Source organism: Rhodopseudomonas sp. G2_2311 (assembly GCF_047501505.1).
GTDB classification, from domain to species: Bacteria; Pseudomonadota; Alphaproteobacteria; order Rhizobiales; family Xanthobacteraceae; genus Rhodopseudomonas; species Rhodopseudomonas palustris_H.
This window is the reverse complement of the sequence record NZ_JAZDRK010000003.1, coordinates 422926-448494: the sequence shown is the minus strand read 5'-3', so window position 1 is coordinate 448494 and position 25569 is coordinate 422926. Positions and strand designations below refer to the sequence as shown.

At 65.7% G+C, this 25569-nt stretch carries 21 protein-coding genes, 1 tRNA gene and 1 pseudogene; 10 read left to right on the top strand and 13 right to left on the bottom strand.

What is annotated here, in order from left to right:
* Positions 1-16 precede the first annotated feature (16 nt).
* From aat to VRZ08_RS07495, 3 genes are all read left to right on the top strand, one after another.
* Entirely contained in the window at positions 17-694 is a 678-nt protein-coding gene (gene aat, locus VRZ08_RS07505; RefSeq protein WP_263988338.1) for a leucyl/phenylalanyl-tRNA--protein transferase, read from the top strand.
* A 123-nt stretch (positions 695-817) separates the two neighbouring features.
* Entirely contained in the window at positions 818-1138 is a 321-nt protein-coding gene (locus tag VRZ08_RS07500) for a hypothetical protein (protein ID WP_414532153.1), read from the top strand.
* Positions 1139-1201: 63 nt separating this feature from the next.
* Entirely contained in the window at positions 1202-2446 is a 1245-nt protein-coding gene (locus VRZ08_RS07495) for a S1C family serine protease (RefSeq protein WP_414532152.1), read from the top strand.
* Positions 2447-2645: 199 nt separating this feature from the next.
* Here VRZ08_RS07495 and VRZ08_RS07490 read toward each other — a convergent pair whose 3' ends face one another.
* Positions 2646-3635 carry a DUF2155 domain-containing protein gene (locus VRZ08_RS07490; protein ID WP_414532151.1) on the bottom strand — a complete coding sequence of 330 codons (990 nt, stop codon included), beginning with the start codon at positions 3633-3635 and terminating at the stop codon, positions 2646-2648.
* A gap of 231 nt (positions 3636-3866) precedes the next feature.
* Here VRZ08_RS07490 and VRZ08_RS07485 point away from each other — a divergent pair, with 231 nt between their 5' ends.
* Together VRZ08_RS07485 and VRZ08_RS07480 are read left to right on the top strand one after the other, a co-directional pair.
* Positions 3867-4811, top strand: coding sequence for an alpha/beta hydrolase (locus VRZ08_RS07485; protein WP_414532150.1), 945 nt, complete (start codon positions 3867-3869; stop codon positions 4809-4811).
* Positions 4812-4918: 107 nt separating this feature from the next.
* Positions 4919-6253, top strand: a complete 1335-nt coding sequence (locus VRZ08_RS07480) for an agarase (protein ID WP_414532149.1) — start codon at positions 4919-4921, stop codon at positions 6251-6253.
* Positions 6254-6274: 21 nt separating this feature from the next.
* Here the strand turns inward: VRZ08_RS07480 and VRZ08_RS07475 are convergent, their stop codons facing one another.
* The gene (locus VRZ08_RS07475) at positions 6275-7213 is read right to left on the bottom strand and encodes a GlxA family transcriptional regulator (RefSeq protein WP_414532148.1); all 939 of its coding nucleotides are present in this window, start codon (positions 7211-7213) and stop codon (positions 6275-6277) included.
* 123 nt (positions 7214-7336) lie between these two features.
* Between VRZ08_RS07475 and VRZ08_RS07470 the strand changes: the two genes are divergently transcribed.
* The gene (locus tag VRZ08_RS07470; RefSeq protein WP_263988331.1) at positions 7337-8026 is read left to right on the top strand and encodes a DJ-1/PfpI family protein; all 690 of its coding nucleotides are present in this window, start codon (positions 7337-7339) and stop codon (positions 8024-8026) included.
* A gap of 39 nt (positions 8027-8065) precedes the next feature.
* Here VRZ08_RS07470 and VRZ08_RS07465 read toward each other — a convergent pair whose 3' ends face one another.
* A complete protein-coding gene (locus VRZ08_RS07465; RefSeq protein WP_011157971.1) occupies positions 8066-8476 on the bottom strand; it encodes an NADH:ubiquinone oxidoreductase subunit NDUFA12 in 411 nt (136 codons plus the stop codon).
* A 246-nt stretch (positions 8477-8722) separates the two neighbouring features.
* Between VRZ08_RS07465 and VRZ08_RS07460 the strand changes: the two genes are divergently transcribed.
* Both VRZ08_RS07460 and VRZ08_RS07455 read left to right on the top strand, forming a co-directional pair.
* On the top strand, positions 8723-9334 hold the full coding sequence (locus VRZ08_RS07460) for a BA14K family protein (protein WP_414532147.1): 612 nt from the start codon (positions 8723-8725) through the stop codon (positions 9332-9334).
* A gap of 222 nt (positions 9335-9556) precedes the next feature.
* Entirely contained in the window at positions 9557-11794 is a 2238-nt protein-coding gene (locus tag VRZ08_RS07455; RefSeq protein WP_414532146.1) for a transglycosylase SLT domain-containing protein, read from the top strand.
* Positions 11795-12106: 312 nt separating this feature from the next.
* Here the strand turns inward: VRZ08_RS07455 and VRZ08_RS07450 are convergent, their stop codons facing one another.
* Positions 12107-13612 carry a porin gene (locus VRZ08_RS07450; protein ID WP_414532145.1) on the bottom strand — a complete coding sequence of 502 codons (1506 nt, stop codon included), beginning with the start codon at positions 13610-13612 and terminating at the stop codon, positions 12107-12109.
* A gap of 608 nt (positions 13613-14220) precedes the next feature.
* On the opposite strand from VRZ08_RS07450, the gene VRZ08_RS07445 reads away from it, so the two are divergent.
* Positions 14221-14314 (top strand) — tRNA-Ser (locus VRZ08_RS07445).
* 44 nt (positions 14315-14358) lie between these two features.
* On the opposite strand, the gene VRZ08_RS07440 is transcribed toward VRZ08_RS07445, so the two are convergent.
* From VRZ08_RS07440 to VRZ08_RS07430, 3 genes and pseudogenes are all read right to left on the bottom strand, one after another.
* Positions 14359-15543: an integrase core domain-containing protein gene (locus VRZ08_RS07440; RefSeq protein ID WP_414532186.1), complete on the bottom strand. Its 1185-nt coding sequence runs from the start codon at positions 15541-15543 to the stop codon at positions 14359-14361.
* A 194-nt stretch (positions 15544-15737) separates the two neighbouring features.
* Positions 15738-15908, bottom strand: a pseudogene (locus tag VRZ08_RS07435) (DUF6616 family protein); the annotation flags it as partial.
* Between the two features lie 536 nt (positions 15909-16444).
* A complete protein-coding gene (locus tag VRZ08_RS07430) occupies positions 16445-16684 on the bottom strand; it encodes a hypothetical protein (RefSeq protein WP_414532144.1) in 240 nt (79 codons plus the stop codon).
* A 110-nt stretch (positions 16685-16794) separates the two neighbouring features.
* Here VRZ08_RS07430 and VRZ08_RS07425 point away from each other — a divergent pair, with 110 nt between their 5' ends.
* Entirely contained in the window at positions 16795-18435 is a 1641-nt protein-coding gene (locus VRZ08_RS07425) for an inorganic phosphate transporter (RefSeq protein WP_414532143.1), read from the top strand.
* Between the two features lie 156 nt (positions 18436-18591).
* Here the strand turns inward: VRZ08_RS07425 and VRZ08_RS07420 are convergent, their stop codons facing one another.
* The 6 genes from VRZ08_RS07420 to VRZ08_RS07395 form a co-directional block, all read right to left on the bottom strand.
* Entirely contained in the window at positions 18592-19386 is a 795-nt protein-coding gene (locus VRZ08_RS07420) for an ABC transporter ATP-binding protein (protein WP_107355531.1), read from the bottom strand.
* Positions 19380-20408, bottom strand: coding sequence for an ABC transporter permease (locus VRZ08_RS07415; RefSeq protein ID WP_414532142.1), 1029 nt, complete (start codon positions 20406-20408; stop codon positions 19380-19382). The genes VRZ08_RS07420 and VRZ08_RS07415 overlap by 7 nt, the downstream gene beginning before the upstream one ends.
* The gene (locus tag VRZ08_RS07410) at positions 20386-21474 is read right to left on the bottom strand and encodes an ABC transporter substrate-binding protein (RefSeq protein WP_263988321.1); all 1089 of its coding nucleotides are present in this window, start codon (positions 21472-21474) and stop codon (positions 20386-20388) included. Before VRZ08_RS07410 ends, VRZ08_RS07415 begins: the two co-directional genes overlap by 23 nt.
* 337 nt (positions 21475-21811) lie before the next feature.
* Positions 21812-22549: an enoyl-CoA hydratase/isomerase family protein gene (locus tag VRZ08_RS07405; protein WP_414532141.1), complete on the bottom strand. Its 738-nt coding sequence runs from the start codon at positions 22547-22549 to the stop codon at positions 21812-21814.
* Between the two features lie 21 nt (positions 22550-22570).
* Positions 22571-23953: a phenylacetate--CoA ligase family protein gene (locus VRZ08_RS07400; protein WP_164639672.1), complete on the bottom strand. Its 1383-nt coding sequence runs from the start codon at positions 23951-23953 to the stop codon at positions 22571-22573.
* On the bottom strand, positions 23950-25560 hold the full coding sequence (locus tag VRZ08_RS07395; RefSeq protein ID WP_414532140.1) for a GMC family oxidoreductase: 1611 nt from the start codon (positions 25558-25560) through the stop codon (positions 23950-23952). The genes VRZ08_RS07400 and VRZ08_RS07395 overlap by 4 nt, the downstream gene beginning before the upstream one ends.
* Between the last annotated feature and the right edge of the window lie 9 nt (positions 25561-25569).

Genomic DNA, 25569 nt, shown 5'->3' with positions numbered 1-25569 from the left:
GTGCTATGCTTTACGCATGGCCTCACGCGACTCCTCCGCCGCTTCCGAGATCACGCCCGACGTGCTGCTGCGCGCCTATGCGTGCGGCATCTTCCCGATGGCCGAGAGCGTCGACGATCCTTCGCTGTTCTGGGTCGAACCGGACATGCGCGGCATCATTCCGCTCGGCGGCTTCCGGGTGTCCTCGCGCCTCGCCCGCACGGTGCGGTCCGACGCGTTCACCGTCACCGTCAATCGCGACTTCAAGGCGGTGATCGACGGCTGCGCCGCGCCGCAGCCGGGGCGCGACGACACCTGGATCAACCGCAGGATTCGTGAGCTTTATATCGGCCTGCACGACATCGGCCATTGCCACAGCGTGGAGGTCTGGCAGGACGGCGATCTCGCCGGCGGCCTCTACGGCGTCAGCCTCGGCCGGGCGTTCTTCGGCGAGAGCATGTTTCACCGCGCCCGCGATGCCTCGAAGGTGGCACTCGTCCACCTCGTCGCGCGTCTGCTCGCCGGCGGCTACACCCTACTCGACACCCAGTTCGTCACGGATCATCTGAAGAGCTTCGGCGCCATCGAAGTGCCGCGGCTGCGCTATCGCTCGCTGCTCGACGACGCGCTCGAAGGCGAAGCTTCGTTCGCGGCGTTGCCGCTCGACCGCCCCGTCACGGGTGCCGAAGCGCTGGCGATCATCGCGCGGACGTAGCGCATTCTGGTACCCACAGCGAACTGTTCAAGACGTGAACCAACGTCTCTCGCATGACGGTCATTGCTTGACCGCTGCAACCCCGTTTCCTACTAATCGAAGGCAGGGCATCTGGGGACTGTCATGCTGAAAAGAACATTGGACCAAACGTCATTGCGTATCTCGCCGGCTCTGCTGGCTGCAGCTGTTGCGATCGCTGTGATCTCTTTTCCAACCCGTTCCGTCGCGCGCGATGGCGTTGCCGTGTTCGGCGCGCTCGCTGGCGTCGCCGCCGCAGCGATCATCGCCAACGGCATCGCGCAGCAACAACAGCCGCGCGTCTATCGGTCTGCGCGTCATCGCCGGCACGTTGCGCACCGGTCGCGTCCGACGCCGTCACAGGCCTCGATGGCGGACCCGTTCGCCGGCGTCGCCGCTTCGAAAACACGTCCGGCCAGGGACTAAGCGTCTGCCGCCGGACAAAGGCACCTCCACCAGAGGCGCAGCCATTCTCCTGCGCGAAGGCCGATGAAGCACACAACATTCGCAGCGCGGCTCGTGTACCCGCCCCGCAAACCTCGTCCGCGGAAGGACATCCTCGCGCGGACGATTGCTGCACTGATGCTGGTCGGATCGATTGCCTGCGCATCGGAGGCCCGCTGCGGCGACCTCAACATCGATAAATCGTTCGGAAAGGTCTCGGGCTGGGACGTCGGATTCAGCAAGAGCGTCGGCGGCTGCCTTGCCGCGGCGACCTATCAGGATCGAACGACGGTCTGGTTCGGCTTCGCAGGCGACAAGCCGAGCGCCTACATCGCCTTCACCAATCCGCGCTGGGCGTCGGTCGAGGTCGACGGCCAGTACGATATGCAACTCGTCATGGGTCGCACCCGGTGGAACGGCGAGTTCATGGGCTTTGAGCGAAGCAATGAGAAGGGTGTGTTCTCGGGCAATCTCAAGACCGAGTTCATGGTGGAGCTGGCCGAATCCGGCGGCGTCGGCGTTTTCCTCAATCGGCGCCGCGTCGCAGCGCTGTCGTTGGATGGCTCGCGACGCGCGCTCGAAGCGGTGTTGTCGTGCCAGAAGGCGTTCATGACGGCGCAGAGCGATACCCGCGACGAGCCTTCAACAGACTCCAAGCCGAAACGCCATACCAAGAGCTCAGGCACTGGCTTCTACGTTTCGGACAGCGGCCATATCGTGACCAATCACCACGTCATCGCCGAGTGTTCGACCATCAACGTGCTGCCTCCAGGCGGAACTGCCGTGAGCGCTACCCTCGTCGCGAAGGACAAGACCAACGATCTTGCGATCCTGAAGACGGCGTCGTCACCGGCTGCGATTCCGGGCCTGCGATCGCAGATGCGGCTCGGCGAAGCCGTTTATGTCTTCGGTTTCCCGCTGACCGGCATCCTGTCGACCTCCGGCAATTTCACCGCCGGCGCAATCACCGCCACGACCGGAATGGAAGACGACACCCGGCTCGCTCAGATCTCGGCGCCGGTTCAGCCGGGCAATAGCGGCGGTCCGCTGCTGGACAAGTATGGCAATGTCATCGGCGTGATCGTCTCGAAGCTCAATGCCTTGAACATCGCCGCCGCGACCAAGGACATTCCACAGAACGTCAACTTTGCGATCAAGACCGGCATCGCGACCAACTTCCTCGATTCCAGCGGTGTAGTTCCGACCGGCAAGGTGAGCACGCGCGAGCTTGCGCCCGAGGCGATCGCCGACCTCGCGAAGATCTTCACTGTTCAGGTGCTCTGCAACTGAGCGGTGATCGCCTGGCGGCCGTCGCAAGGGCTGCCAGTGCGAAAGCAAGCACAGGCTCACGCGCGGCCAACTTTGCTAATCGCGCTCATGCCTTCCCTGCCTGAAGCGGACTACGCCGTTCACGGCCGTTGGCGGCAACGCTGAACCCTCGGCCATCAGCGAAATCGCCGGCTCCGATCTTTCGGAGGCCCGAGCGCGCTTACTGCTGGAAGCCCGGGAATGGCGGCGGCAAGGGGCGTTGCGGGCGCTGGGGCTGCGGCGCTGGCTGCTGCAGCGATGGCGGCGGCGGCAGCGTCTGCTGCGACTGCTGTTGCTGGCGACGGCGCTGTTGTGGCGGCGGCGCGGCCGGCTTCGGCGCGTCCGGCTGGGCACTGGCGACGTTCGAGGTCTCCGGGTCCTTACAGTCGGTCAGCCAGATATCGTAGATCGGGTGCTCGACCGCGTGCAGGCCGGGGCTGGCCGCGAACATCCAGCCCGAGAAGATCCGCTTCACTTCGCCCTGCAGCGTGATCTCGTCGACCTCGACGAAGGCGTCGGTGTTGGCAGCTTCGGTCGACGGCCTCGTGTAGCAGGCGTCGGTCTTCACCCGCAGCGCGCCGAACTGCACGGTCTCGCCGATGTCGGCGTCGAAATTGATGGTACGGCCGGTGATCTTGTCGAGGCCGGCGAAGCTCGCCTTCTTGTTCACGATCTTCTGCGCCGGCGGCTCGGTGACGATCTCGTCGCCCGGCTGCAGCGTCGCCGGGGCCGGCGGCGGATTGGCCTGCGGCGTGCCGCGCGGCTGGCGCTGGCCCGGCGGCAGACCGGGCAGCGGATTGGTCGCGGCCGGCGCGTTGGCGACACCGGCGTTCGGATCCGCCGGCTGCTGAGCGGCCGGCGGCGGGTTCTGCGGAATCACGGTGGAGCCCGGCGGCGGCGGCAACGGCTGCGACTGCACCGGTCCCGGCATCGCCGAGCCCTGCATCGCGCGACCCGGCGCCGGCAGCACCCGCCCCTGCGGCGGCAGATCCGGCACCTCTTCCTCTTCGTCGTCGGCAGGCGGCGGCGCGCCACGCGGCACCGTTCCCGGCGGCCGCGGCGGCGGATCCGAGAAGATGTTGCCGATCTGCGCCTGCGCGGGAGGCGCAAACGCGATCAACGGGGCGACGATCAACGCCGCAAGACCGACTAGGCTCAGGCTTCGGGACATTCCGCGCGGCTTCAATCGACGAATCAGGCTTGCGACATTCTACAGCTTCGGGCCGCTCGCATTGGCCTCCCGGTTAACACGGGGAATACGGCGGGGAAAGGGCGTGGCCGCTCCGGTCGACGCGGCTGGCTATTGCGAGGAACTCCTGAGATATTGGTTTCAAATCCCGGCGGGCCTACCGCCGGCGAATAAGCAGGCCCCGGCTCGAACCGGGAAGCACGAGGAAGCCCCATGCCCGCCAAGCTCGATCCCGACGCCGCTGCCGTTTACAAGGCCTTCCAAGACGCCGGACGCCCGGCTTACGAGACACTCACCGCCGACGAAGCCCGCGCCTACTACTCGGCGGCGCGGCTGGTCAGCAATCCCGATCCGGCCGAAATGGCGTCGGTCCGTTCGATCGCGATCCCCGGCCCGGCCGGCGATATCCCGGCCCGGCTCTACACCCCAAACAAACTCCGCCAGGACGAGGGTCTGGCGCCGGCGCTGGTGTTCTTTCATGGCGGCGGCTGGGTGATCGGCGATCTCGAGACCCACGACGTCGTCTGCCGTGGCATCGCTCAGGATGGCGAACTGCTGGTGATCTCGGTCGACTACCGGCTCGCGCCCGAGCACAAATTCCCCGCGGCCGTCGACGACGCGATCGCCGCGACGCGCTGGATCGCGGACAACGCCAAAAAGCTCGGCATCGATCCAGAACAGCTCAGCGTCGGTGGCGACAGCGCCGGCGGCAACCTCTCCGCGGTGGTCGCGCTGCATGCCCGCGATCACGGCGGCCCCTTGCTCGCCGGTCAGGTGCTGATCTATCCCGCCACCGATTTCTCGATGCGGCATCCGTCGCACAGCGAGCCGGAGACCAGCGTGCTGTTGACGCATTCGGTGATCCGCTGGTTTCGCGATCACTATCTCGGCGGCGCGCAGGATGCCGAGGACTGGCGCGCCTCGCCGGCGCGCGCCGAGACCCTTGCGGGCCTGCCGCCGGCCTTGGTCATCACCGCCGGCGCCGATCCGCTGCGCGACGAAGGCGACGAATACGCCCGCCGCCTCGTCGACGCCGGCGTCCCGCTGGTGCATCGGACCTATCCGGGGCAATTCCACGGCTTCTTCACCATGGGCAAGCTGCTGCCGCAAGCCAACGTCGCGGTGCGCGAGATCGGCGACTGGCTGAAGGCGCTTTAGCCGCAGGCCGGCATTGACCGGCGTCAACGTGACCGCGCTCCAGCCGTCCGAGGATTTGCGGGGTCAACAGGGAGCAGCGGCGCGCGGGCGCCGGTCGTCACGACGGAATGACTGAACTTGCACGCACGCGCTGGGGCGGCCTTGCCGATCACAAGGTCGAGGCCAGCGGTTTCTTCCGAACCGAACAGATCGACGGCGTGTGGTGGTTCATCGATCCTGACGGCGGACGATTTCTGTCCAAGGGCGTGGTCTCGGTACAGTTCGACCATGACAACGTTCAGGGCACGGATCGCCGGCCGTATCGCGAAGCCTGCACGCGCAAATACGGCAGCCGCGAAGCGTGGCGCCGCGTCGCGGCGGACCGCCTCGCCTCCTGGGGCTTCAACACACTCGGCGCCTGGTCTGAGCCGGAGGTCGCAGGCGCCGGCGCCGTGCCCCTCGCCTCCGCCGCCGGCGTCGTCTATGTCGCGACCGCCTTCGGCGAACAGCGCGGCGGCTGGCCGTTGTGCGACATCTTCGATCCGGAGTTCGAGCAGTTCGCCCGCGCGCACGCGCGCAAGGTCTGCACGCCGCAGAGCGACGATCCGCACGTGCTCGGCTGGTTCACCGATAACGAGTTGCCGTGGGGACCGGACTGGCGCGGCGAAAACGAACTGCTGCCGACTATCCTTCGCGCGATGGACGCGCCATTCTCGCGGCGCGCCGCGCTGGCGCTGCTGAAAAACCGCTACGACGGCATCGATCAGTTCAATGCGGCGTGGCAATGCGCTCTCTCATCGTGGGACGATCTCGCCGCCGCGCCGCTGCAGCCGCCGCCGTTCAGCCGCAACTTCTTCACCAACGATCGGGCGCAGGAGCACGATCCGATCGCGCGCGCTTACTTCGCGGATTGCGATGCCTTCGCCGGGCTGCTGGCCGAGCGCTATCTGTCGGTCAGCGCCGCTGCGATCCGTGCGGCCGATCCCAATCACCTCGTGCTCGGCGCTAGGTTCGCCTACGTGCCGCCGCAGGACGTCGTCGAAGCGACCGGCAGATATTGCGACGTAATCAGCGTCAATTGCTACGATCCGCTGCCGGACGCAGTAATCGACGGCTACGCCGAAACCGGGCGGCCGTGCCTGATCGGCGAATACTCGTTCCGCGGCGATGACGCCGGACTCCCCAATACGCACGGCGCCGGACCGCGAATGCCGACCCAGCGGGAGCGCGCTGCGGGTTTCATGCGCTACACCACCGCGGCGCTGCGCCATCCGGCGCTGATCGGCTACCACTGGTTCGTCCACGCCGACCAGCCGGCGCAAGGCCGCTGGGATGGCGAGGACTCCAACTACGGCGTCGTGACGATCGAAGACGAGGTCTATCCCGAGCTGACCCAGGCGATGACGGCGCTCAACGCCGCAGCCGAACGGATTCACGCCGAGACCGCGCAGGTGTTGGCCTGACCCTTGGAGCCGCAGCGATCGTCACGCCGCCTTCGCGGCGCGGCGCAGCGCCTGCGGCGGGTGACCGAAGGCGCGGATGAAGGCGCGGCGCATCCGCTCCGGATCGCCGAAGCCGGTGGCCTGTGCGACCAACTCGATCGCTTCACCTGAAGCCTGCACCCGGCTGCGCGCCACTTCGAGCCGCAGCCGCTCCACCGCCTTCGACGGCGTGGTGCCGGTTTCATCCCGAAACGCGCGGGCGAAATGCCGCGTGCTCATCCCCGCCTGCTCGGCCAATTGCTCGACGGTGAGCGGCGTGTCCAGATGTTCGCGCATCCACGACAGCAGTCCGGCGAACCGCCCGGACGGCGCCTGCAGCTCGATCAACGACGAGAACTGCGACTGACCGCCGGCGCGCCGCTGCGCCACCACCAACTGCCGCGCGACGTCGCGGGCGATCGCATCGGAGTAATCCTCGGCGATGATCGCCAGCGCCAGATCGATGCCGGCGCTGATGCCGGCCGAGGTCCACACCTCGCCGTCGCGCACGAAGATCCGATCCGGCTCCAGCCGAACCTGCGGATAGCGCGTGCGGAAGTCACGACTGCGCCCCCAATGCGTGGTGGCGCGCCGGCCATCGAGCAGTCCGGCTTCGGCCAGCACATAGGCGCCCGAGCAGACACTCGCGATGCGGCGGCCGCGTTTCGCCGCGGCCTTCAGAAACGCTTGCAGCCGTGGACATTGCGCCGCCGCGCGAACCCCTTCACCACCCGCAACGATCAGCGTCCGCATCGCCCGATCATGGCGCAGGCCGCGCGCCAGCAGCTCGGCGCCCGACGAACTACGCACCGCTCCGGCCTCTGCCGCCATCACTCTGATGGCAGGCGCCATCTTCGCGTAGCGTGCGGCGATCTCGAACGCCGCGATCGGCCCTGCGGCATCGAGCAGTTGGAAATCCGGATAGATCAGCACGCCGATCATGAAGCGCCTCGCTGAGGGGTTGTCCGAAAACGAGGGAAATATGCCATTTCGGCCAACAGCCGAGCATGCCAGATTGGCTCCGTCAAGCGCTGATGCGCGCCAGGCCGTTTCACGGAGACCATCATGACCACCACGACCATCGGATTGCTGCTGTTTCCGAACCTGACGCAGCTCGACCTCACCGGGCCGCTGCAGGTGTTCTCGAGGTTGCCGAACGCGAAAGTGTATCTGGTGGCCAAGACAATGGCCCCGGTCACCAGCGACACCGCGCTGATGCTGCCGCCGACCATCGACTTCGGCCGCTGCCCGCAGCTCGATGTCATCTGCGTGCCTGGCGGCGCCGGCACCGACGATCTGGTCAATGACGAGGACACCCTCGCCTTCCTGCGGCAGCAGGCGGAACAGGCGCGCTATCTCACCTCCGTCTGCACCGGCGCGCTGGTGCTCGGCGCGGCGGGCCTGCTGCGCGGCTACCGCGCGACGACGCATTGGTCGGCGCTGGAGGATCTGGCGGCGTTCGGGGCGATTCCGGAGCGGTCGCGGGTCTGCATCGACCGCAATCGCGTCAGCGGTGGCGGAGTGACCGCCGGAATCGATTTTGCGCTGACGCTGGCGGAGCTGCTGGCCGATCGCCCGACCGCGCAGGCGATCCAGTTGATGCTGGAGTACAATCCGGCGCCGCCGTTCAACGCCGGTTCGCCGGACACCGCCCCGCAGGAGGTGGTGGCGCTGCTGAAACAGCGGATGCAGGGGGCGCGTCAGCGCCGTATCGACGCCGTCAAGCGTGCGGCCGATCGGCTGTCACGCGATTGAAGGCGGCGACCTGTCAGGCCGCCGCGGAAGCGAGAAGCCTCAGGCGCCCGGGGTCCAGGGCTGATAGTCGCCGGTCGCCTTCGGCCGGCGGCCGGTCGACAGCGTGGAGCCGGTCGGGCGATGCGCCAACGGCGTGCCGGTCCGGTTCGGCTGATGCGGCTTCATCCACTCGCGCGGCGTGAAGCTCTCCTGGGTCGGCGGCACATCCACAACGTTGTGCAGCCAGCCGTGCCATTCCGGCGGGACGCGGCTCGGCTCGGCATAGCCGTTGTACAGCACCCAGCGCCGCTCGAAGCCCAGCGTCGGGTCGATCTTGCCGCCCTTGGTGCGGAAGTAACGGTTGCCCTGATCGTCGGTGCCGACCAGCTCGCCGAACCGCCAGGTCCACAGCTGGGTGCCGAACGTGAAGCCGTTCCACCAGGTAAAAATCCGCAGCAAAAACAGTTTCATCTCGGCGCATCCTTGGCGGCGACAACAGAGTCCCTGATGCCACCGGCGGGCCCGCTTGTCCAGCCGTTGCGAATGCCTGCGAACAAGCGCCACGGCCAGGTTCCGCAAAATCACCGCAATTCATTCAGCCCTTATACAACTGAATGGGATCAGCTTTCGCCGATAAGCGGCGGAATGGGAACGACGGCGATCCAGCCGGGTTGAGACCGCGGGCGTTCCAAGCCAATCCCGTCGATGGAGCCGATGATGTTGAATTTGAGAACCTTGAGTGCCGTGGCCGCGCTGGCCATCGCCCTTCCCCTGACGGCGACGCCGAGCTTCGCGCAGGGTCCCGCAGTGGCGGGTGGTGGCGGTGGTGGCGCGCCGGCCGGTGGCGGCGGCGGTGGTCCCGCCGTAGCTGGCGGCGGCGGCGGCGGTCCTGCGATGGGGATGGGCCGCGGCGGCGGCGGCGGTCCCGCGTTCGCTGGCGGCGGAATCAGCCGCGGCGGCCTGGCCGGCGCGGCAATCGCCCGTGGAGCCCCAGTCGGCCCGCGAGTCGGAGGTGGCGGTGGTGGCTGGCAAGGCGGCGGCGGATGGCACGGTGGCGGCGGCCGGCATTGGCACGGCGGCGGTTGGCACGGTGGCGGCTGGCGCGGCGGGTATTGGCCGGGTGTCGCCGTTGGCGGTGCCTGGGGAGCCCCTTACTCTTACGGTTATTATGGCGACCCGTATGACTACGGCTACTACGACGAGCCGACCGTAACTGTCGCGCCGGACGACGATGGCGGCGACGCCTACTGCCGGCGTCGGTACAAATCGTACGACCCGGCCTCCGGCACATATCTCGGCTACGACGGCCGCCGGCATCCCTGCCCATAGTAAAACCCTTATCGTCTCGACGAGCGGCGCCTTCACGGGCGCCGCTTTTGTTTGGCACGCTGCAAACCTGCGGCGATCGGACTCACCGAGCGTTGATCGTTTTGCCGTGTTTTCGCCCCCAAATCGCTGCAAGCGAAGTGCCCTCGCCCATGGGGCGCCTTCACTTCCCCCGGCGATACTGCCAGAATCACCGAATCGCCCCCACAGGGAGGCCGCAGCGTTTTGCATCCATCTTCATCATCACAACGCCGCCTGCCCTTCACGGTCGCCCTGAAGGCGTCGACCGCGATCCTGGCGCTCAGCTTGGGCTTTGCGGGATTGATCGAGGCTGCCGACGCCGCCAGCAAGGTGCCGCTGCCGAAGCCGCGACCGCTGGCGCGGAGTGCCGCCCCCAAGAACGTTGCGAAGTCGCTGCCGGCTCCCGATCCTCGCCCCTCGACCAAGCTCCCCGTCACCAGCCCTGCTGCAGCGGTCGAGCCGATGCGTCAGAGGCCGCCCGCCGCAGCGCTGCACAAGCCGGCGACGCGCTCTGCGATCGCTGCGACCGCATCGACTTCCTCCGCCGATGCCGGCGCGCTCGAAAACGTCATCGAACTCGCCCGCAAGAAAAGGGCTGGCGAAGCCACCGAGGTCGCCAACACCATCTCCGATCCCGTCGCGCGCAAGCTTGCCGAATGGGTGATCCTGCGCAGCGAAGACAACGGCGCCAGCGTCGAACGCTATGCGGCGTTCGTGCGCGCCAATCCGAGCTGGCCGTCGCAGAGCTTCCTGCGCCGCCGCGCCGAGGCCGCGCTGTGGGACGATCGGCGCGATGATTCCGCCGTGCTCGCTTACTTCGAAGACGAGCGCCCTTCGACCGGCAAGGGCAAACTGGCGCTGGCACGCGCCCTGCTGGCGCGCGGCGACCGCCGCACCGCCGAGCAACTGGTGCGCGACGCCTGGCGCAACGACACCATGTCGGAGGCGACCGAAACCACCGCGATGGAGTTGTTCGGACCGCTGATCACGCCGAGCGACCACAAAGCGCGGATGGATTCGTTCCTGTACGGCGACGATCTCGGCCCGGCGCTGCGCGCCGCCAAACGCCTCGGCGCCGCTCAGTTGGCGCTCGCGCGGGCGCGGATCGCGGTCGACAAGAAAGCATCGAACGGCAAGGCGCTGCTCGCCGCCGTCCCGTCCGAACTACACCACGACCCAGGCTTTCTGTTCAGCAAGATCCAAGTTCTGCGCCGCGACGACATGATCGCGGAGGCCGGACGGCTGATGCTGACGGTGCCACGCGATCCGGCCCGGCTGCACAATCTCGACGAATGGTGGATCGAGCGCCGGTTGGTCGCGCGCAAGCTGATCGACATCGGCGATTATCGCCTCGCCTATCTGGTGGCGCGCGATGCGGCGACGCCGACAAAGGCGATCTACAAGACCGAGCATGAGTTCACTGCGGGCTGGATCGCGCTGCGGTTCCTGAATGATCCCGCCACCGCCGCGCAGCACTTCGCACGCCTTGGCCGCGACACCACCAACCCCACAGCCCTCGCACGCGCCGGCTATTGGCAGGGCCGCGCCGCGGAAGCAGCCGGGCGCATCCAGGAGGCGCGCGCCGCTTACTCGGCATCGGCGGCGCATTCCACCAGCTATTACGGTCAGTTGTCGCGCGCGAAGCTCGGTCTGGCGCAGCTCGATCTCAACGGTCCGCCATCCGGTGGCCGCAACGCCGACCGGCTTGAGATCGTCCGCGCGGTGAGCCTGCTCTATGCGATCGATGAAGGCGAGATGGCGATTCCGATCTTCGCCGATGTCGGCGAGAACGGCGATGTCGACGCACTGATTGGACTGAGCGAAGTCGCAGAACGGCGCAACGATGCGCGCGCGATGCTACTGGTCGGCAAAGCCGCACTCAATCGCGGTCTGCCGTTCGATCACTACGCCTACCCGGTCAACGGCATTCCGCAGTTCCGCTCGGTAGGCCCCGACGTCGAACGCGCCATCGTCTATGCGATCGCCCGTCAGGAGAGCGCCTTCAATCCGGCCGTCGTCTCGCCCGCCAATGCGTACGGCCTGATGCAGGTGACGCCCGACGCCGGCAAGTACGTTTGCCGCCGCCACGGCTGCACCTTCGATCTACAGCGCCTCAAAACCGATTCGGTTTACAACGCAGCGCTCGGCGCCGCCGAACTCGGCGGCCTGATCGAAGACTATCGCGGCTCCTACATCATGACCTTTGCGGGCTACAACGCCGGCCGCGGCAGCGTCCGCAAATGGGTCGAGCGCTATGGCGATCCGCGCGATCCGAAGGTCGACGCGGTGGATTGGGTCGAGCTGATTCCGTTCGCGGAGACGCGCAACTACGTGCAGCGGATCATCGAAAACTTGCAGGTCTATCGTGCCCGTTTCGGCGGCGGTCACCGTCTGCAGATCGAAGCCGACCTCCGCCGCGGCGCCGGCGTCGGGACCGAATAGCGGCGCTGGCGTGTTGCCGGTCGGCATTTCTTCCAGCGCTTCCTGCTCAGCGGCCCCAACGCATCACAGAGTTTCGAGTTTGCTCCCGGTGATCGCTCTGTCGCGAACTCCGTCGTACTGACGGCATTACCTCGCCGCCTTCCCTTGAGAGAGACGCCGGTGCAAGCATACCCGGTGTCCCGCCAATCGCCGCGGCAGAGACTGAATTCACGCAATCTGCCCGCGACGAGAGACTCCGAATTTGGGCGATAACGAAAAACCCCGGCGGTTGCCCGCCGGGGTTCGTCAGATTCGCGCTTCGAGAAGCGGGGATCAGAAGTTGCGCTGAACGCGGAGGTTGCCGCTCCAGACGCCCTGGTCCTTAAGCTCGTAAGTCTGGTTGGTGGGCTTAGTACCACCAGGGCCGGCCAGAACAACCGTTCCCGAGCTAGCCTGATCCAGATAGGTGTAAAGCACTTCGCCCGAGAAGGTCAGGTTCTTGACCGGAGTCCAGCGAGTAACAGTACCGACCTGAGCAATCCGGAAGTCCGGGTTGCAGTTCGAGCCGGGAGTGTAGGTGACCGAACCGGCGGCCGCACCACCCGCACAGATCAGAGCAGTTGCAGTCCCATTGTAGTCGATCGAGGTGTACGATCCGAACAGCGAGGTCGACCAGTAGGGGTTCCAGTTGTGGTTGAACGCACCACGCACGCCCCAAGCATTGGTCTTCTGAATGCTGCTGCCAACAATGTTGTTCAGACCATCGAACACACCGTCAGCCGCACCCGCGAAGGCAACGCTCTGATAGCCCACGCCCGAGTTGCCATAGATCGCGAACGAGTTCGGGCTCACGCCGCCCAGCACGTAACGGGTCGCGCCGTTCGCGTAGGTCGCGGTAATGTTGATGCTGTCGCCGGGGCCGGTCGGCAGGTTCTTGAGCGACAGAGCGCCCTGGACCGCGTAGCCCCAGGTGTCGCTCGGATGACCGGAGGTCTCAAGCGCCGGGTTGTAGTAGCTGGCGCGAACCTGATGCGCCGCGGCCGAAACCTGGAACAGACCCCAAGCCTGATCGACACGGATCTTGCCGACGATGTCGGGAATCGAGGTGCCGGCGTAGGAGTTGGTGCCGTACACACCAGAAGCCCATCCGGCGTTGAACGTGGACTGCGTTGTCGCGCTCAGGCCCGGGCTAGAAGTATTGTACAGAGCCGACTGCAGGTAGGACGACTGATCTTCGAGCGAGATCGAGGCCGACACGCCGTTGCCGAATTCCGCGGTGTACGACACCTGGTTGATGCCGGTGACGTCGTCGTAGCCGCCGATCAGGAACGAAGTGTTGTTGCCCGGATAGCCGGTCCAGGGAGTGTCGAACTGCGACACCGCCTTACCGAAGGTGAAGCCGGCGAACTGTACAAAGGCGTAGTACACGCCGAGATGACCGTTGGCGACCGTGTCGGTGCCGGTGGTCCAGTTGAAGACCGCATCGAAGTAGGTGCGGACCACGCCGTATTCGGTCGCGGTGCGGGTGTCGATGTTCAGATCCTGGCGAGACCGGAAGATGTAGTCGTTCGACAGGCGGTTCTTCTGGCCAGCGTTGCCGTTCCAGGCCGGCATGTTGAAGGCTGAACCGCCACCGATGGTCACGTCGGCGCGCAGGTAGCCGCCGAGCTTGATGCAGGTATCGGTACCCGGGATGTAGTAGAAGCCCGCGCCGTAGATCGAGCAGACCTTCACGTATTCGACCGCCTTGGCCTTCAACGGGAGATCGGCCGCCTGCGCGCCGCCGACGGCGAGAAGCGCCGCTGCTGAGCCGAGGAACAGGCCCTTAACGATGTTCATGTAAACCTCCAAGTTGCTCTGTCGGGAAGGTTCCGATCCGCAAAGTGCAAGCACCCGCTGTGGTCCCTTAATCCCAGAAACCCGCCTAGCCGCTTCGCGCCTTTGGACACACCCGCTGAACGCGAGGGACTTAAGCGAACCACCTATTACGGGGCGACCTCGGGATGCCCCCCTCCGTCGCACCACGACAATTACCTAACAGTGATGCACAAGCAACAAGGGAGCCATGCTGTGGCCCCGTTTTCGGGAGGGGTGTTGCACAAATAGCACTCACCCGTTTCCGACGGCTGACACAACCATCTGTTTTAATTGCATTTTTTAAATCGAGTGCGGCGGGCAATGCCGCACTGCAACAGTCGGGCCGCGGTGGATGAGCCGCCCGCCAAGCGGCAAATACGCGGTCTGCAAGGGCGGAGCCCTGAGAATCGATTCCTCTGCTGGGACGAATCCGAACGTCTCCGAGACACCGCCGGAGCTGCAAACCGGCAAAATGCAAGCGCCCTGCCCCGCGTCGCGCCGACATTCTCGTGCACAGGCCCAAAGGTCGCGGTGCAATCTTCGCAATCCCGCTTGCGAGCCGCGACCGTGTCGGGCATATCGAGCGCACCGGAGACGTGGCCGAGTGGCTGAAGGCGGCGGTTTGCTAAACCGTTATAGGGTTGTAAAGCCCTATCGAGGGTTCGAATCCCTCCGTCTCCGCCAGTTTTGCGACTGTCCAGACCTGAGACATCGGTGACAGAACGTTCTTAAGACATGGGTGACAACCTCGTGCCGAACGGGTTGTCGATGGTCTGCAAGGTTTTCTGTTCCAGGTCGATGTATCCCAGATCGTATTGCATGAAGCTGACCAGCCAAATGCCGTCGTCGACTTCCTTGATGCCGAGCCGCTGACCGGCCATCACGGTTGAGATGTTGATCTTCTTGCGATGCATGCAGATCCGGCCGCAGGCGGTGACGAGCACATCTTTGTCGTGGAAAGGATAGTCGACCTCCGGCAATCCCGCATAGCGCCGGGGTGATGGTGCGTAGAGGTCTGCGGGGGTCCGCATGGCGAGCGCTTCGTGCGGGCGCTCGGTGTTGAACTCGCTGACGAAGGCGTCGAATCGCTGCTGTTGTTGCAGGAAGTTGGCGCCCGGCGGGCGGGTCGTTTGCTGCTTCAAGGTCAGATGCATGCGCTCGTGGCGGCCGTTCTGCTGCGGGTGCCCGGGCCTGATCCGCTCGATGGCGATGCCGAGCCGCAGCCACCAGACTGACAGTTTTGACAGGTTGTAGAGGCCGTTGGGACTGGCGAAGGGGAGCCCGTTGTCGCTCCTGATCGCGACCGGTAGGCCGCTCTGGGTGAAGAGGTTTTGAAAAGCCTGAACCACGCCGGCCTCGCGGGTCGATTCAAGCGCTTCGCACCACAACAGATAGCGCGCGGCCTGATCGGTGACCGTCAGGGGGGAGCAATAGTGGCCGTTGCCGAGCTTGAACTCGCCCTTGAAGTCGACGCACCACAGATCGTTCGGCCGGATGGCTTCGGACAGCGGCGTGCCCTCCGCCCGGTTGCGGCGCCTGCGGGCGTGTGCCACCAGCCCGTGCCGATCGAGCACCGCGTGGACGGTGCTCCTGGCCGGCACGCGGACCTCGCCGGCGAGCCTTTTGATCAGCAGCTCCCTGATCTTGCGGGCACCCCAGTACGGCTTCTCCTTCTTGCAGGCGACGATCAGCCGTTCCACCGCATCGGGGAGCTGGTTGGCGTAGCGCACCGGCCGCCGCGAGCGATCGGTCAGCGCGTCGAGCCCTTCGTCCTTGTAGCGATTGAACAGCTTATAGCCAGTCTTGCGGGAAATCCCGAACTCCCGGCACACCTCGCTCATGCCCTCGCCCTCGAGCAGGCGAGCCACGAACCGTAACCGTTCCTCCATCTCCGAACACCTTCTCCACGGCATCCACACCTCCCGCCAAAACGCGAAAAGTGTTACCCATGTCTCCGGTACGGACTGTCACCTATCTCTCAGGTCGCTCAGACGCCTGCCGAGTCGCGCCTCCACCGAGACAAAGGCCCTGTTTGGGTTTTGCGGCGATCGCACCAACGTTTTTCGATCACACCGCCCCGCAAACTCCTCTGCCTATTGTACCCGTTTCAGGCGTCGAGCTGCCCGAGATGCGCGGTGAGTTCCAAGACTGCCACAACGGCATTCACGGTCTCGAAATAGCTGTGCCATCCGGACGCTGAGATGCTGGCCATCAGGGCATCGAGGGATTCGCGGTCAGGCGCACACCAGACGGCGAACAAGCGTTGCTGCGCACTGTGCGGTGTCGCTGCTCCTTCCGCACATCAAGACTGGTCAGCCGAACGCAGCACCCGATCGCGATCCTCTGCGTTGCGCTCGCCTGGCAATGCGCGAGCCATTCATCGACAACGTGGTGCACCCAACCGGGCCTCGTCTCGGCGGCATCGTTGAGCCTGTTGCCGACTGAATCCTGCACATAGACCAACGGGTCAGCTCGAAGCGGATCGAGCAGCACGCGGCCAGGCTCAGGATTGGCCTTGAATGCCGCGATATGTTTGCGCCAGACACGCGGCGCCGTGTCGCCTCACTGGGGAAGCGGCGGATGCGGTCGGAAGGATCGGCCGCCCAGTCCGATAAGATCGCGAAAGCATCGTCCAGACGATCAGCGATCGCAGGACGCACCGCAAACCATGCCCATTCGCGAACGCCGAAATGCGGATCGTCGGCGAAGGGCGAATGGCCGCCAGCCGCTCCCGCAGGCTCATATCCTGCGCTCCAATGATGAAGCAGCCCCAGCCGCGCACAGTGTCGCTGAGATGATGGCGCGCTCTCTTGATCACAGCCGGTCCGTGCCACCCCACCAGCAGATCGCCCAAAGCCGCCATGCGCGCCGAAATGCCGAGACGGTCACCGCATCGACGTTCGCCGAGGCGCAATCGGGACTTTCGGGAAGGACGGATCGGCACAGGATCAGAGGATCGACCGCCCACACTTCGGCAAGGGTGGCAGCTTCAGCTTGCCCGCCATTCAATGCAGCAGCGCGGTCGTCATCACTTGCAATTCGCTTCTGACCCACCCACGCGCACCGTTCGTCGCTGTCGCTTCGCGTGCCTACCGACATCCGGGTGACTAACAAGTGTCATCGGAGTGTCAGATCGCGGGGAGAGTATCGCGCCATTAAATAAAATGGGGCGTAGCGTGACCGATTTCACCATCAATCAAGCAATCGACGACAACGGGCCACTTCAGCCGGCCGGTCGGCCGAACCTGGACAAAGGCTTCAATCCACTGACGATGATCCTGTTCTTCGGGGTCCTCGGTGTCGGCATTCTGTTCGTGGCCTACAGCATCTATGTCGACGTCGAAGCGACCGGCGTCCGCGTCACGACGTATCTGCCATATCTGCTGCTGCTGGTGGCGCTGCTGATCGCGCTGGGCTTCGAGTTCGTCAACGGCTTCCACGACACTGCCAACGCGGTCGCGACCGTGATCTACACCCACTCGCTGCCCGCCGAAGTTGCGGTCGTGTGGTCGGGCGTGTTCAACTTCCTCGGTGTGCTGACCTCCACCGGTGCGGTGGCGTTCGGCATCGTCTCGCTGCTCCCGGTCGAACTGATCTTGCAAGTCGGATCAAGCGCCGGCTTCGCGATGGTGTTCGCGCTGCTGATCGCCGCGATCCTATGGAATCTCGGCACCTGGTACTTCGGCCTCCCCGCCTCGAGCTCGCACACCTTGATCGGCTCGATCATCGGCGTCGGCGTCGCCAATGCGCTGATGCGCGGCCGCGACGGCACTTCGGGTGTAGACTGGGGCAAGGCTACCGAAATCGGCTACGCGCTGCTGCTGTCGCCGCTGGTCGGCTTCGTCTGCGCCGCGATCCTGCTGTTGCTGCTCAAGCTGGTGGTGCGCAATCCGAAGCTGTACTCCGCGCCGGAAGGCAACGCGCCGCCGCCGTGGTGGATCCGCGGCCTGCTGATCCTCACGTGCACCGGCGTCAGCTTCGCCCACGGCTCCAACGACGGGCAGAAAGGCATGGGCCTGATCATGCTGATCCTGATCGGCACGGTGCCGACCGCCTACGCGCTCAACCGTGCGCTGCCGGATTCCCAGGTCGCGCATTTCGAGCAGACCTCGGCGGCCGCCTCGGCCGTGATCGCGGCGAAAGGCGCCGGCTACAGCATCATCGGCGATCCCCGCCCCGCGGTGACGCAATACGTGTCGCAGCACAAGATCAGCGAAGGCACCTACCCGTCGCTGGCGGTGCTGGTGAGGGATATCGGCGAGCAGGTGCAGCGCTACGGCTCGCTCAGCAAAGTGCCGGCCGAGTCCGTCGGCAATACCCGCAACGACATGTATCTGGCGTCCGAGGCGATCCGCTTCCTGATGAAGGATAAGGAAAGCGACCTCAGCAAGGACGATGTTGCCAAGCTCAACGCCTACAAAGGCTCGCTCGATAGCGCGACCAAGTTCATTCCGAACTGGGTCAAGGTCGCGGTTGCGATCGCGCTCGGCCTTGGCACGATGATCGGCTGGAAGCGCATCGTCATCACCGTCGGCGAGAAGATCGGCAAGTCACATCTGACCTACGCGCAGGGTGCCTCCGCCGAGCTGGTGGCTGCCTCGACCATCGGCGCGGCCGACATGTTCGGCCTGCCGGTTTCGACCACCCACGTGCTGTCGTCGGGTGTCGCCGGCACGATGGCGGCCAACGGCTCGGGCCTGCAGATGGCCACGATCCGCAACCTGCTGATGGCCTGGGTGCTGACGCTGCCGGCCGCCATCCTGCTGTCGGCGACGCTGTACGTGCTGCTGTCGCGAGTGCTCTGAGCCTGCAACGCGTTCGCGATGACGACCGCCGCCGTCGTCCGGACGCAGCTCCGTAAAAAAGACGCCGCTCCGGCAGAGCCGGAACGGCGTCAGGAGGGAGAGAGATCGCGGCGCGCTGGTTACGGCGCGCCGTTGGCTATTGTGGCGCGGCGCTGATCACCAGGTGGCGTCGAGGCCGAGCAGACCGAGGATCTGGCGGCGCAGGTCGGCCAGATATGGATCGCCGCGGTGGCGCGGATACGGTGCCTCGACGGCGATGTCGGCCTTCAGCTTGGCGGGACGCTCGCTGAACACCACCACCCGCTGCGCCAGGAACAGCGCCTCTTCAACGTCGTGGGTCACCAGCAGCGTCGTGAAGCCCTGCCGCTGCCACAGCGACACGATTTCGGTCTGCATGCTGAGCCGGGTCAGCGAGTCGAGTTTGCCGAGCGGCTCGTCGAGCACCAGGATGTCCGGATCGTTGACCAGCGCTCGGGCCAGCGACACACGCTGCGCCATGCCGCCGGAAAGCTGGTGCGGATAGGCGTTGGCAAAGCCGCTGAGCCCGACCAGCGCCAGCGCCGCATCGACGCGGTGACGCTCGCTCTTGAGGATGCCCTGCGCCTCCAGCCCGAGCGCCACGTTCTTCCACACCGTCCGCCACGGAAATAGCGTCGGATCCTGGAACACCACTACCCGCGACGGATGCGGCCCAGTGATGACCCGGCCATCTTCGAGCAGCCTTCCGGCGCGCGGCGGCTCGAGCCCCGCCACCAGCCGCAGCAGCGTGGACTTGCCGCAGCCCGACGGCCCGAGCAGCGCGACGAACTCGCCGGGCTTGGCGCTCAGCGTGACGTGATCGAGCACCGGCAGTTCGTTGCCGTCGATGTCGAAGTGGTGGCTGACGTCGACGACGTCGAGCGCGGCGCCGGCGGCCTGAGGCGGCTGCTTCAATGCGACGGCGCTCACCATTTCACCACACCCTTCTGCCAGACCAGCAAGCGGTCACGGACCTTGAACAACGCCGTGATGGCGCCCGAGCACAGCAGCGACATCACCAGCAGCGCCGCATACATGTTGGCGTACGCCGCCCAGCCCTGCGCCCATTGCAGGTACCAGCCGAGGCCGGACTTCACGCCCATCATCTCCGCCACCACCAGCACCGCGAACGAGGCGCCGAGGCCCATGAACAGGCCGACGAAGACGTGCGGCAGCGCAGCCGGGATCGCGACCTTGAACACCAGGAATGCCGGCTTAGCGCCGAGCGTGCGTGCGACGTCGTAGTAGGCGTTCGACACGCTGGCAACGCCCGACCAAGTCAGCACCGTCACCGGGAAACCGGTGGCGAGCGCGATCAGGAAGGTCGAAGCACTCCAGCTCGACGGGAAGGCGAAGAACGCGATCGGCAGCCAGGCGGTCGCCGGCAGCGGGCCGATGAACCGCAGCACCGGATGCACCCAATAGCCGACCGCACGCGACCAACCGATCGACACGCCGGTGACGAAGCCGACCGCGGCGCCGATCAGATAGCCGCCGAGCTGCAGCTTGATCGATGCGAACACGCTGTCGAACAGCTTGACGAAGTCGTCGGTATAGACCTCGACGATCGCCTGCGGCGGCGGGAAGAACGGCAGCGGCAGCACGCCGAGCTTGGCGGTCAGAACCTCCCACAGCGCGAGCACCACGCCGAGCAGCAGCAGCCACGGCGACCGCCGCTGCAAGGACTCGCCGACCCGCTGCGACCAAAACCCGGCCACTGCCGCGATCGCGATCACGCCGCCGAACACGAAGGCGGCGATCGCCACCTCCTTGGTGCGCGTCCAATCGCCGATATCTTCCCGCCACAGGCAGGACAGACCGAACGCGATCCAGCCGAGGCTGGCGGCGAAGCCGACGAAATGCCCGCGCAACGCGCGAAGCAGCGACGGCGTGCGGGACGCAAGTCGCGTCCCGACGTCGATATCGAGCGTCTCAGACGCGGAATACGTCGGCATAGATCTTTTCCGCAAATTTGCTGGTATCGGTCGAGGGCTTGATCACCGAGACGGCCTTGAGGTCGTCGGCGTAGAGCTTCAGCTCGTTCTTGAGCTGAGCGCCGATCGGGTGGTGATCATGAGTGTGATACTTGATCAGCGCCTGGATATCCTCTTCGGTGACGATCTTCGGCGCGTAAGGCAGGAACGACTTCGCCGCCTTCTCCGGATTCTTCGACGAGAACTCGGCCGCGTCGAGCAGCGCCTGCGTCAGCGCGCGCGCCACCTGCGGCTCTTCGCGGATCAAGCTGCCGCGAACGCCGACGATGCAGCAGCTCACATTGCGATAGATGCCGTCGAGATTGGAGCCGATCTCCTTGAACTCGCCGTCCTTGAGGAACGCGTGCGCCAGCGGGTCGGATGCCAGGGCCGCCTGTGCCTCGCCCTTCTCCACTGCGAGCCGAACCAGGTTGGCCGGATACTGCTTCCACTCGAGATCCTTGGTCGGATCGATGCCGGCCTTGGCGAGCTGGATCGAGAAGAAGTTCTTGCCCGGGCCGGCCTGATCGTCGATCGCCACGACCTTGCCCTTGAGATCGGTGACCTTGCTGATCTCCGATTTGGTCGGCGCGATCGCACGCAGGCAGCCGCCATGGGTGCCAGCGACGATCTTGACGTCGAACCCCTGCTCCAGCGGCTTCAGCCAGCGCAGCGCCATGCCGACGCCGGCGTCGCTCTTGCCGGTGGCGATCGCTTCGAGCAACTGATCGGTTGAACCAGAGAAGTTCACCAGTTCGACGTCGAGATTCTGCTTCTTGAAGAAGTCGTAGTCGACCGCGACCGGCACCTGCACCGAGCACACCGAAGTGGCGTTCCACGACAGCTTCACCTTGCGCGGCGCGCCGGTCAGCGGCGTTGCTTCACCGGAGGTCCGGCAGATCGGCGTATCCGACAGATCGTAGCCGATCGGACGGGCGGGAAATGCCTGAAGGCCGAAGGCGCCCGCCGGCGCCGCAATAACGCCCGACGCCGCGCCCAGCAGCACGGAACGCCGGCTGATCCACCGGCCTTTTTCTTGGTTGCTCATGAATGTCCTCTTCGCTTTCAGGGCTCGGGCCGCATCCGTTGCGGCAACTATCAGCAAGCTGGTTCGGCCAATTTCGGCCACTCTCGCTGATGAGATTCAGAGCTCACATGATCGAGGTGCGCCGGTATCCGGTCAATGAAACACGATTTCAAATGACCCGCCTAACAGAGAACATCACGGGCGTCGTGCAGGCAGGGACAGCGAAGCGACCCTCACGGAGAATGATGTTCTCAATGACGCCGCCTGCACAGCAGGATCATCTCTGGCCGAACACCCGCTTTGATGAACAGAGTCGCACGGAGTGTTGTCACGGTATGCCGGATCAAGTGGACGCGAACTACACGCCCTTGAACGCCGGCGCCCGCTTTTCGAAGAACGCGGCGATGCCTTCGCGGTAGTCGTCCGCGGTGTTGACCGCCTCGACGGTGGCGCGGGTGATTGCGGCAGCCTCGGACGGCCCCTTCGGCAGGGTCGCGCCGACGAACCCTTTGAGCAGCTTCACCACCAACGGCGCATTGGCGGCAATCTCGGCCGCGAACTGACGCGCGACTGTGAGCTGGTCGCCATTCGGCACCACGCGATTGACCAGCCCGATCTCGTAGGCCCGATGCGCGTCGATCGAACCGCCGACCAGCAGCAGCTCCATCGCGATCTTGTGCGGGATGCGCGCCGCCAGCGAACTGATCAGGCCGCCGCTATAGCCGACCTTGGCTTCCGGATAGGACAGCACGGTGTTGTCGGCGGCGATCGCCAGATCGGCAAACTGCACCAGCACGAGACCGCCGCCGACCACAAGGCCGCCGATCGCCGCGACGATCGGCTTGTCGACTGGAACGCCGACGCCCGGCACCGCCCGCCAGAAATCATGCGGGATGTCTTTCAGATTGGCTCCGGCGCTGAAGGCTCGGTCGCCGCTCGCCGTCAGGATCGCGACGTGGTCGCTGCCAGCATTGAACCGCTTCCACGCGGCATTCAGGCCCTCCACCACCGAATGGTCGATGACGTTGTGTTTGTCCGCCCGGTTGATGGTGATCTCGGCGATCCCATTGCGGGACTCGTACAGTACGCTCGACATCGGCGTTTCCTCTTGTCTTGCTCAGTTCGCCGCCTGGCTGGCGATCTCGATCAGCTTGGTCTTCTGGCCCGAGCGCGGCAGACTGCCGTGCGGCAGGATGTCGACCACGGGACGGAACGTCAGCAGTTCGCGAACGCGGTGCTCGATGTCGCCGGCGAGATCCGCCCACGCCGCCTCCGGCAGATCGGGCGCGGCTTCGATCGCGAGCCGAAGCGGCGGCTCGACCTTCGGCGGCGGCCGGTCGAGCCTGATGCGCAGCTCACCCGAGACCCGCGGCTGGAACTGCAGCACGACGTTCTGGATCGCCGCCGGGTACACTTTGACGCCCTTGATCGCCAGCATGTCGTCGACACGACCGACCACCTCCATCCGCGTGCCGAACGCCCCGCAACCGGGGCAGGTGCCGACATGGATCTTGAGGATGTCACCGGTGGCGTAGCGAAACGCCGGCGCGGCCTGATAGTCGAGCCCGGTATGGATCGCCTCGCCGACCGCGCCATCTGTCAGCGGGATCGGCTGCTTGGTGGCCGGATCGATCAGATCGTAGCGGAAGCAGGTGTCGTCGCTGAGATAGTGCATGCCGTGATAGTCAGGGCTTGCACAGGACAGGGCGGCGTTGTGCCAGGCGCCGCCCATGAAATCGAACACCTCGGCACCGAACTCCTCGCGCACCCGCTGGCGGAACGCCGGAAGCCCCGCCCCTGGCTCGCCGGCGCACAGCACCCGCTTGATCCCAAGCGCCGCGACCGGCTTGCCGATTTCCTTCGGCGCGCGCTCGATCAGCTGATTGACCATCGACGGCGTTGCAAACAGCGCGGTCGGCCGGGTGAACTCGATGTAGCGCAGAATCTTCGGCACACCGGCCTCGGCGCCGAGCGCGACCGGACGCGCACCGTAGGCCTCCAGCGCCTGCACATAGGTCACCCCGGCGAGCCACAGCGACAAGCCGAATGCGTGGAATGTGGTGTCGCCCGGGCGGATGCCGGCTTGCGCGAACAGCCGGCCGAGCACGCGATGCGAGATTTCGAGATCGCGCGGGCTGAACACATAGAACGTCGGCTGGCCGGTCGTGCCCGAAGTTGCGGCCAGATGCACCGCCTGGTCGAGCGGCACGGTCAGATGCAGGCCGAACGGATGGCCGTAGCGCGCCAGCGACTCCTCCTGCGACTGGCGGTGGCTGACCTTGTCCAGCATCGCCGGCAGGCGGCGGAAATCGTCGAGCGAGCGGATGTCATCCGGCGACGACACGCCCGCCGCGATCAGCTTCGGCCGGAAATAATCGACATTGCTCCAGACGTGCCGGATCTGCTGCTTCAGTTTTTCAAAGCGGTGACGGCCAAGCGCGGCCTGGTATTCGGCCGGATCGCGGCTGTCGATGGCGAGCGGATTGTTGGGATCGGTCATGCTTGCAGTTCCGGAGTACGAGCGTCGGCGAGGATGAGATCGGAGGCGCGTTCGGCGATCATGATCGTCGGCGCATTGGTGTTGCCGGATACCAGCGTCGGCATCACCGAGGCATCGACCACGCGCAGGCATGACACGCCGCGCACCCGCAGCTCGCTGTCCACCACGGCTGAAGCGTCCGTGCCCATCTTGCAGGTGCCGACCGGGTGATACAGCGTCTTGCCGGTCTGCCGCGCGAACTCCAGCAGCTCTGCATCGCTACCGCCACTGACGCCTGGCAGACGCTCGCGGACGACATCGGCGAGCGCTGGCTGCGCCGCGATCTTGCGGGCGAACCGCAGCCCTTCGAGCAGGACCCGCTTGTCGTGGTCGTCGGTCAGATAGCGCGGCCGAATGGCCGGCGCCGCCAGCGGATCGCGCTGGCTGATTTGAATGGTGCCGCGGCTGTGCGGGCGAAGCTGGCACACGCCGCAGGTCAGGCCCGGCTCTCGCTCCACCTCTCCGGTTTCGAAATTGAAGGTTGCCGGCATCACGTGGAATTGGATGTCGGGATGGTCCGGATCAGTTGTGGTCGGCAGGAACACGTTGATCTGCGACGCGCTCAGCGTCAGCAGTCCCTGACGCGAAGCCGCGTAGCGCAACACTTCGCGCACCAGCCGCCAGCCGCGCGCCGTCTCATTGAAACTGCCGAGCCGCCTGACGTCGTAGATCAGGCTGACCATATAATGGTCCTGCAGATTGCGCCCGACCCCCGGCAGATGGCCGACGACCTCGATCCCCAGCCCGCGCAGATGATCGGCATCGCCGAGTCCCGAATGCTGCAGCAACGCCGGGCTGGCGACAGCACCGGCCGCGACGATCACCTCGCGGCGCGCCGTATAGGTCTCGACCCGGCCGCCGCGCACCACGGCAACGCCGGTCGCGCGGCGCCCCTTGAAGATTAGGCTGGTGGCATGCGCTCCAGTGACGACCTCAAGATTGCCACGCGAACGCGCCGGCTTCAGATAAGCATTGGCGGTGCTGGCGCGCAGCCCGTTGCGCACCGTGAGCTGGAAATAACCTGCGCCCGCCTGAACGTCGCGATTGAAATCGTCCCGCGCGGCGAGGCCCGCCTGCTCGGCTGCGGTGACATAAGCATCCGACAGCGGATGCCGAATGGTCGGATCGGATACGCCGAGCGGCCCGCCGACGCCGTGAAACTCATCGGCGCCGCGTACCTGATCCTCGGCCTTGCGGAAGCAAGGCAACACATCATCCCAGCCCCAGCCGGGATTGCCGAGGTCGCGCCACTCGTCATAGTCGCGCGCCTGCCCGCGGATGTAGAGCAGCCCGTTGATCGCCGAACTGCCGCCCAGCACCTTGCCGCGCGGCCATAGCATCGGCCGGTTGCCGCTCGAAGCCTCCGGCTCGATCCGGTACAGCCAGTTGCCGCGTGGATGCGCGCGATTCCAAACATACCCGACCGGCAGATGAAATGACGGGTGCCGTCCCTGCCCGCCGGCTTCCAAAAGCACGACGCGATTGCGGCCATCGGCACTCAGCCGGTTGGCGAGCACGCAGCCCGCGCTGCCGCCGCCGACGATGACGTAGTCGAACTCGTTGCTCATTGGCGCGAA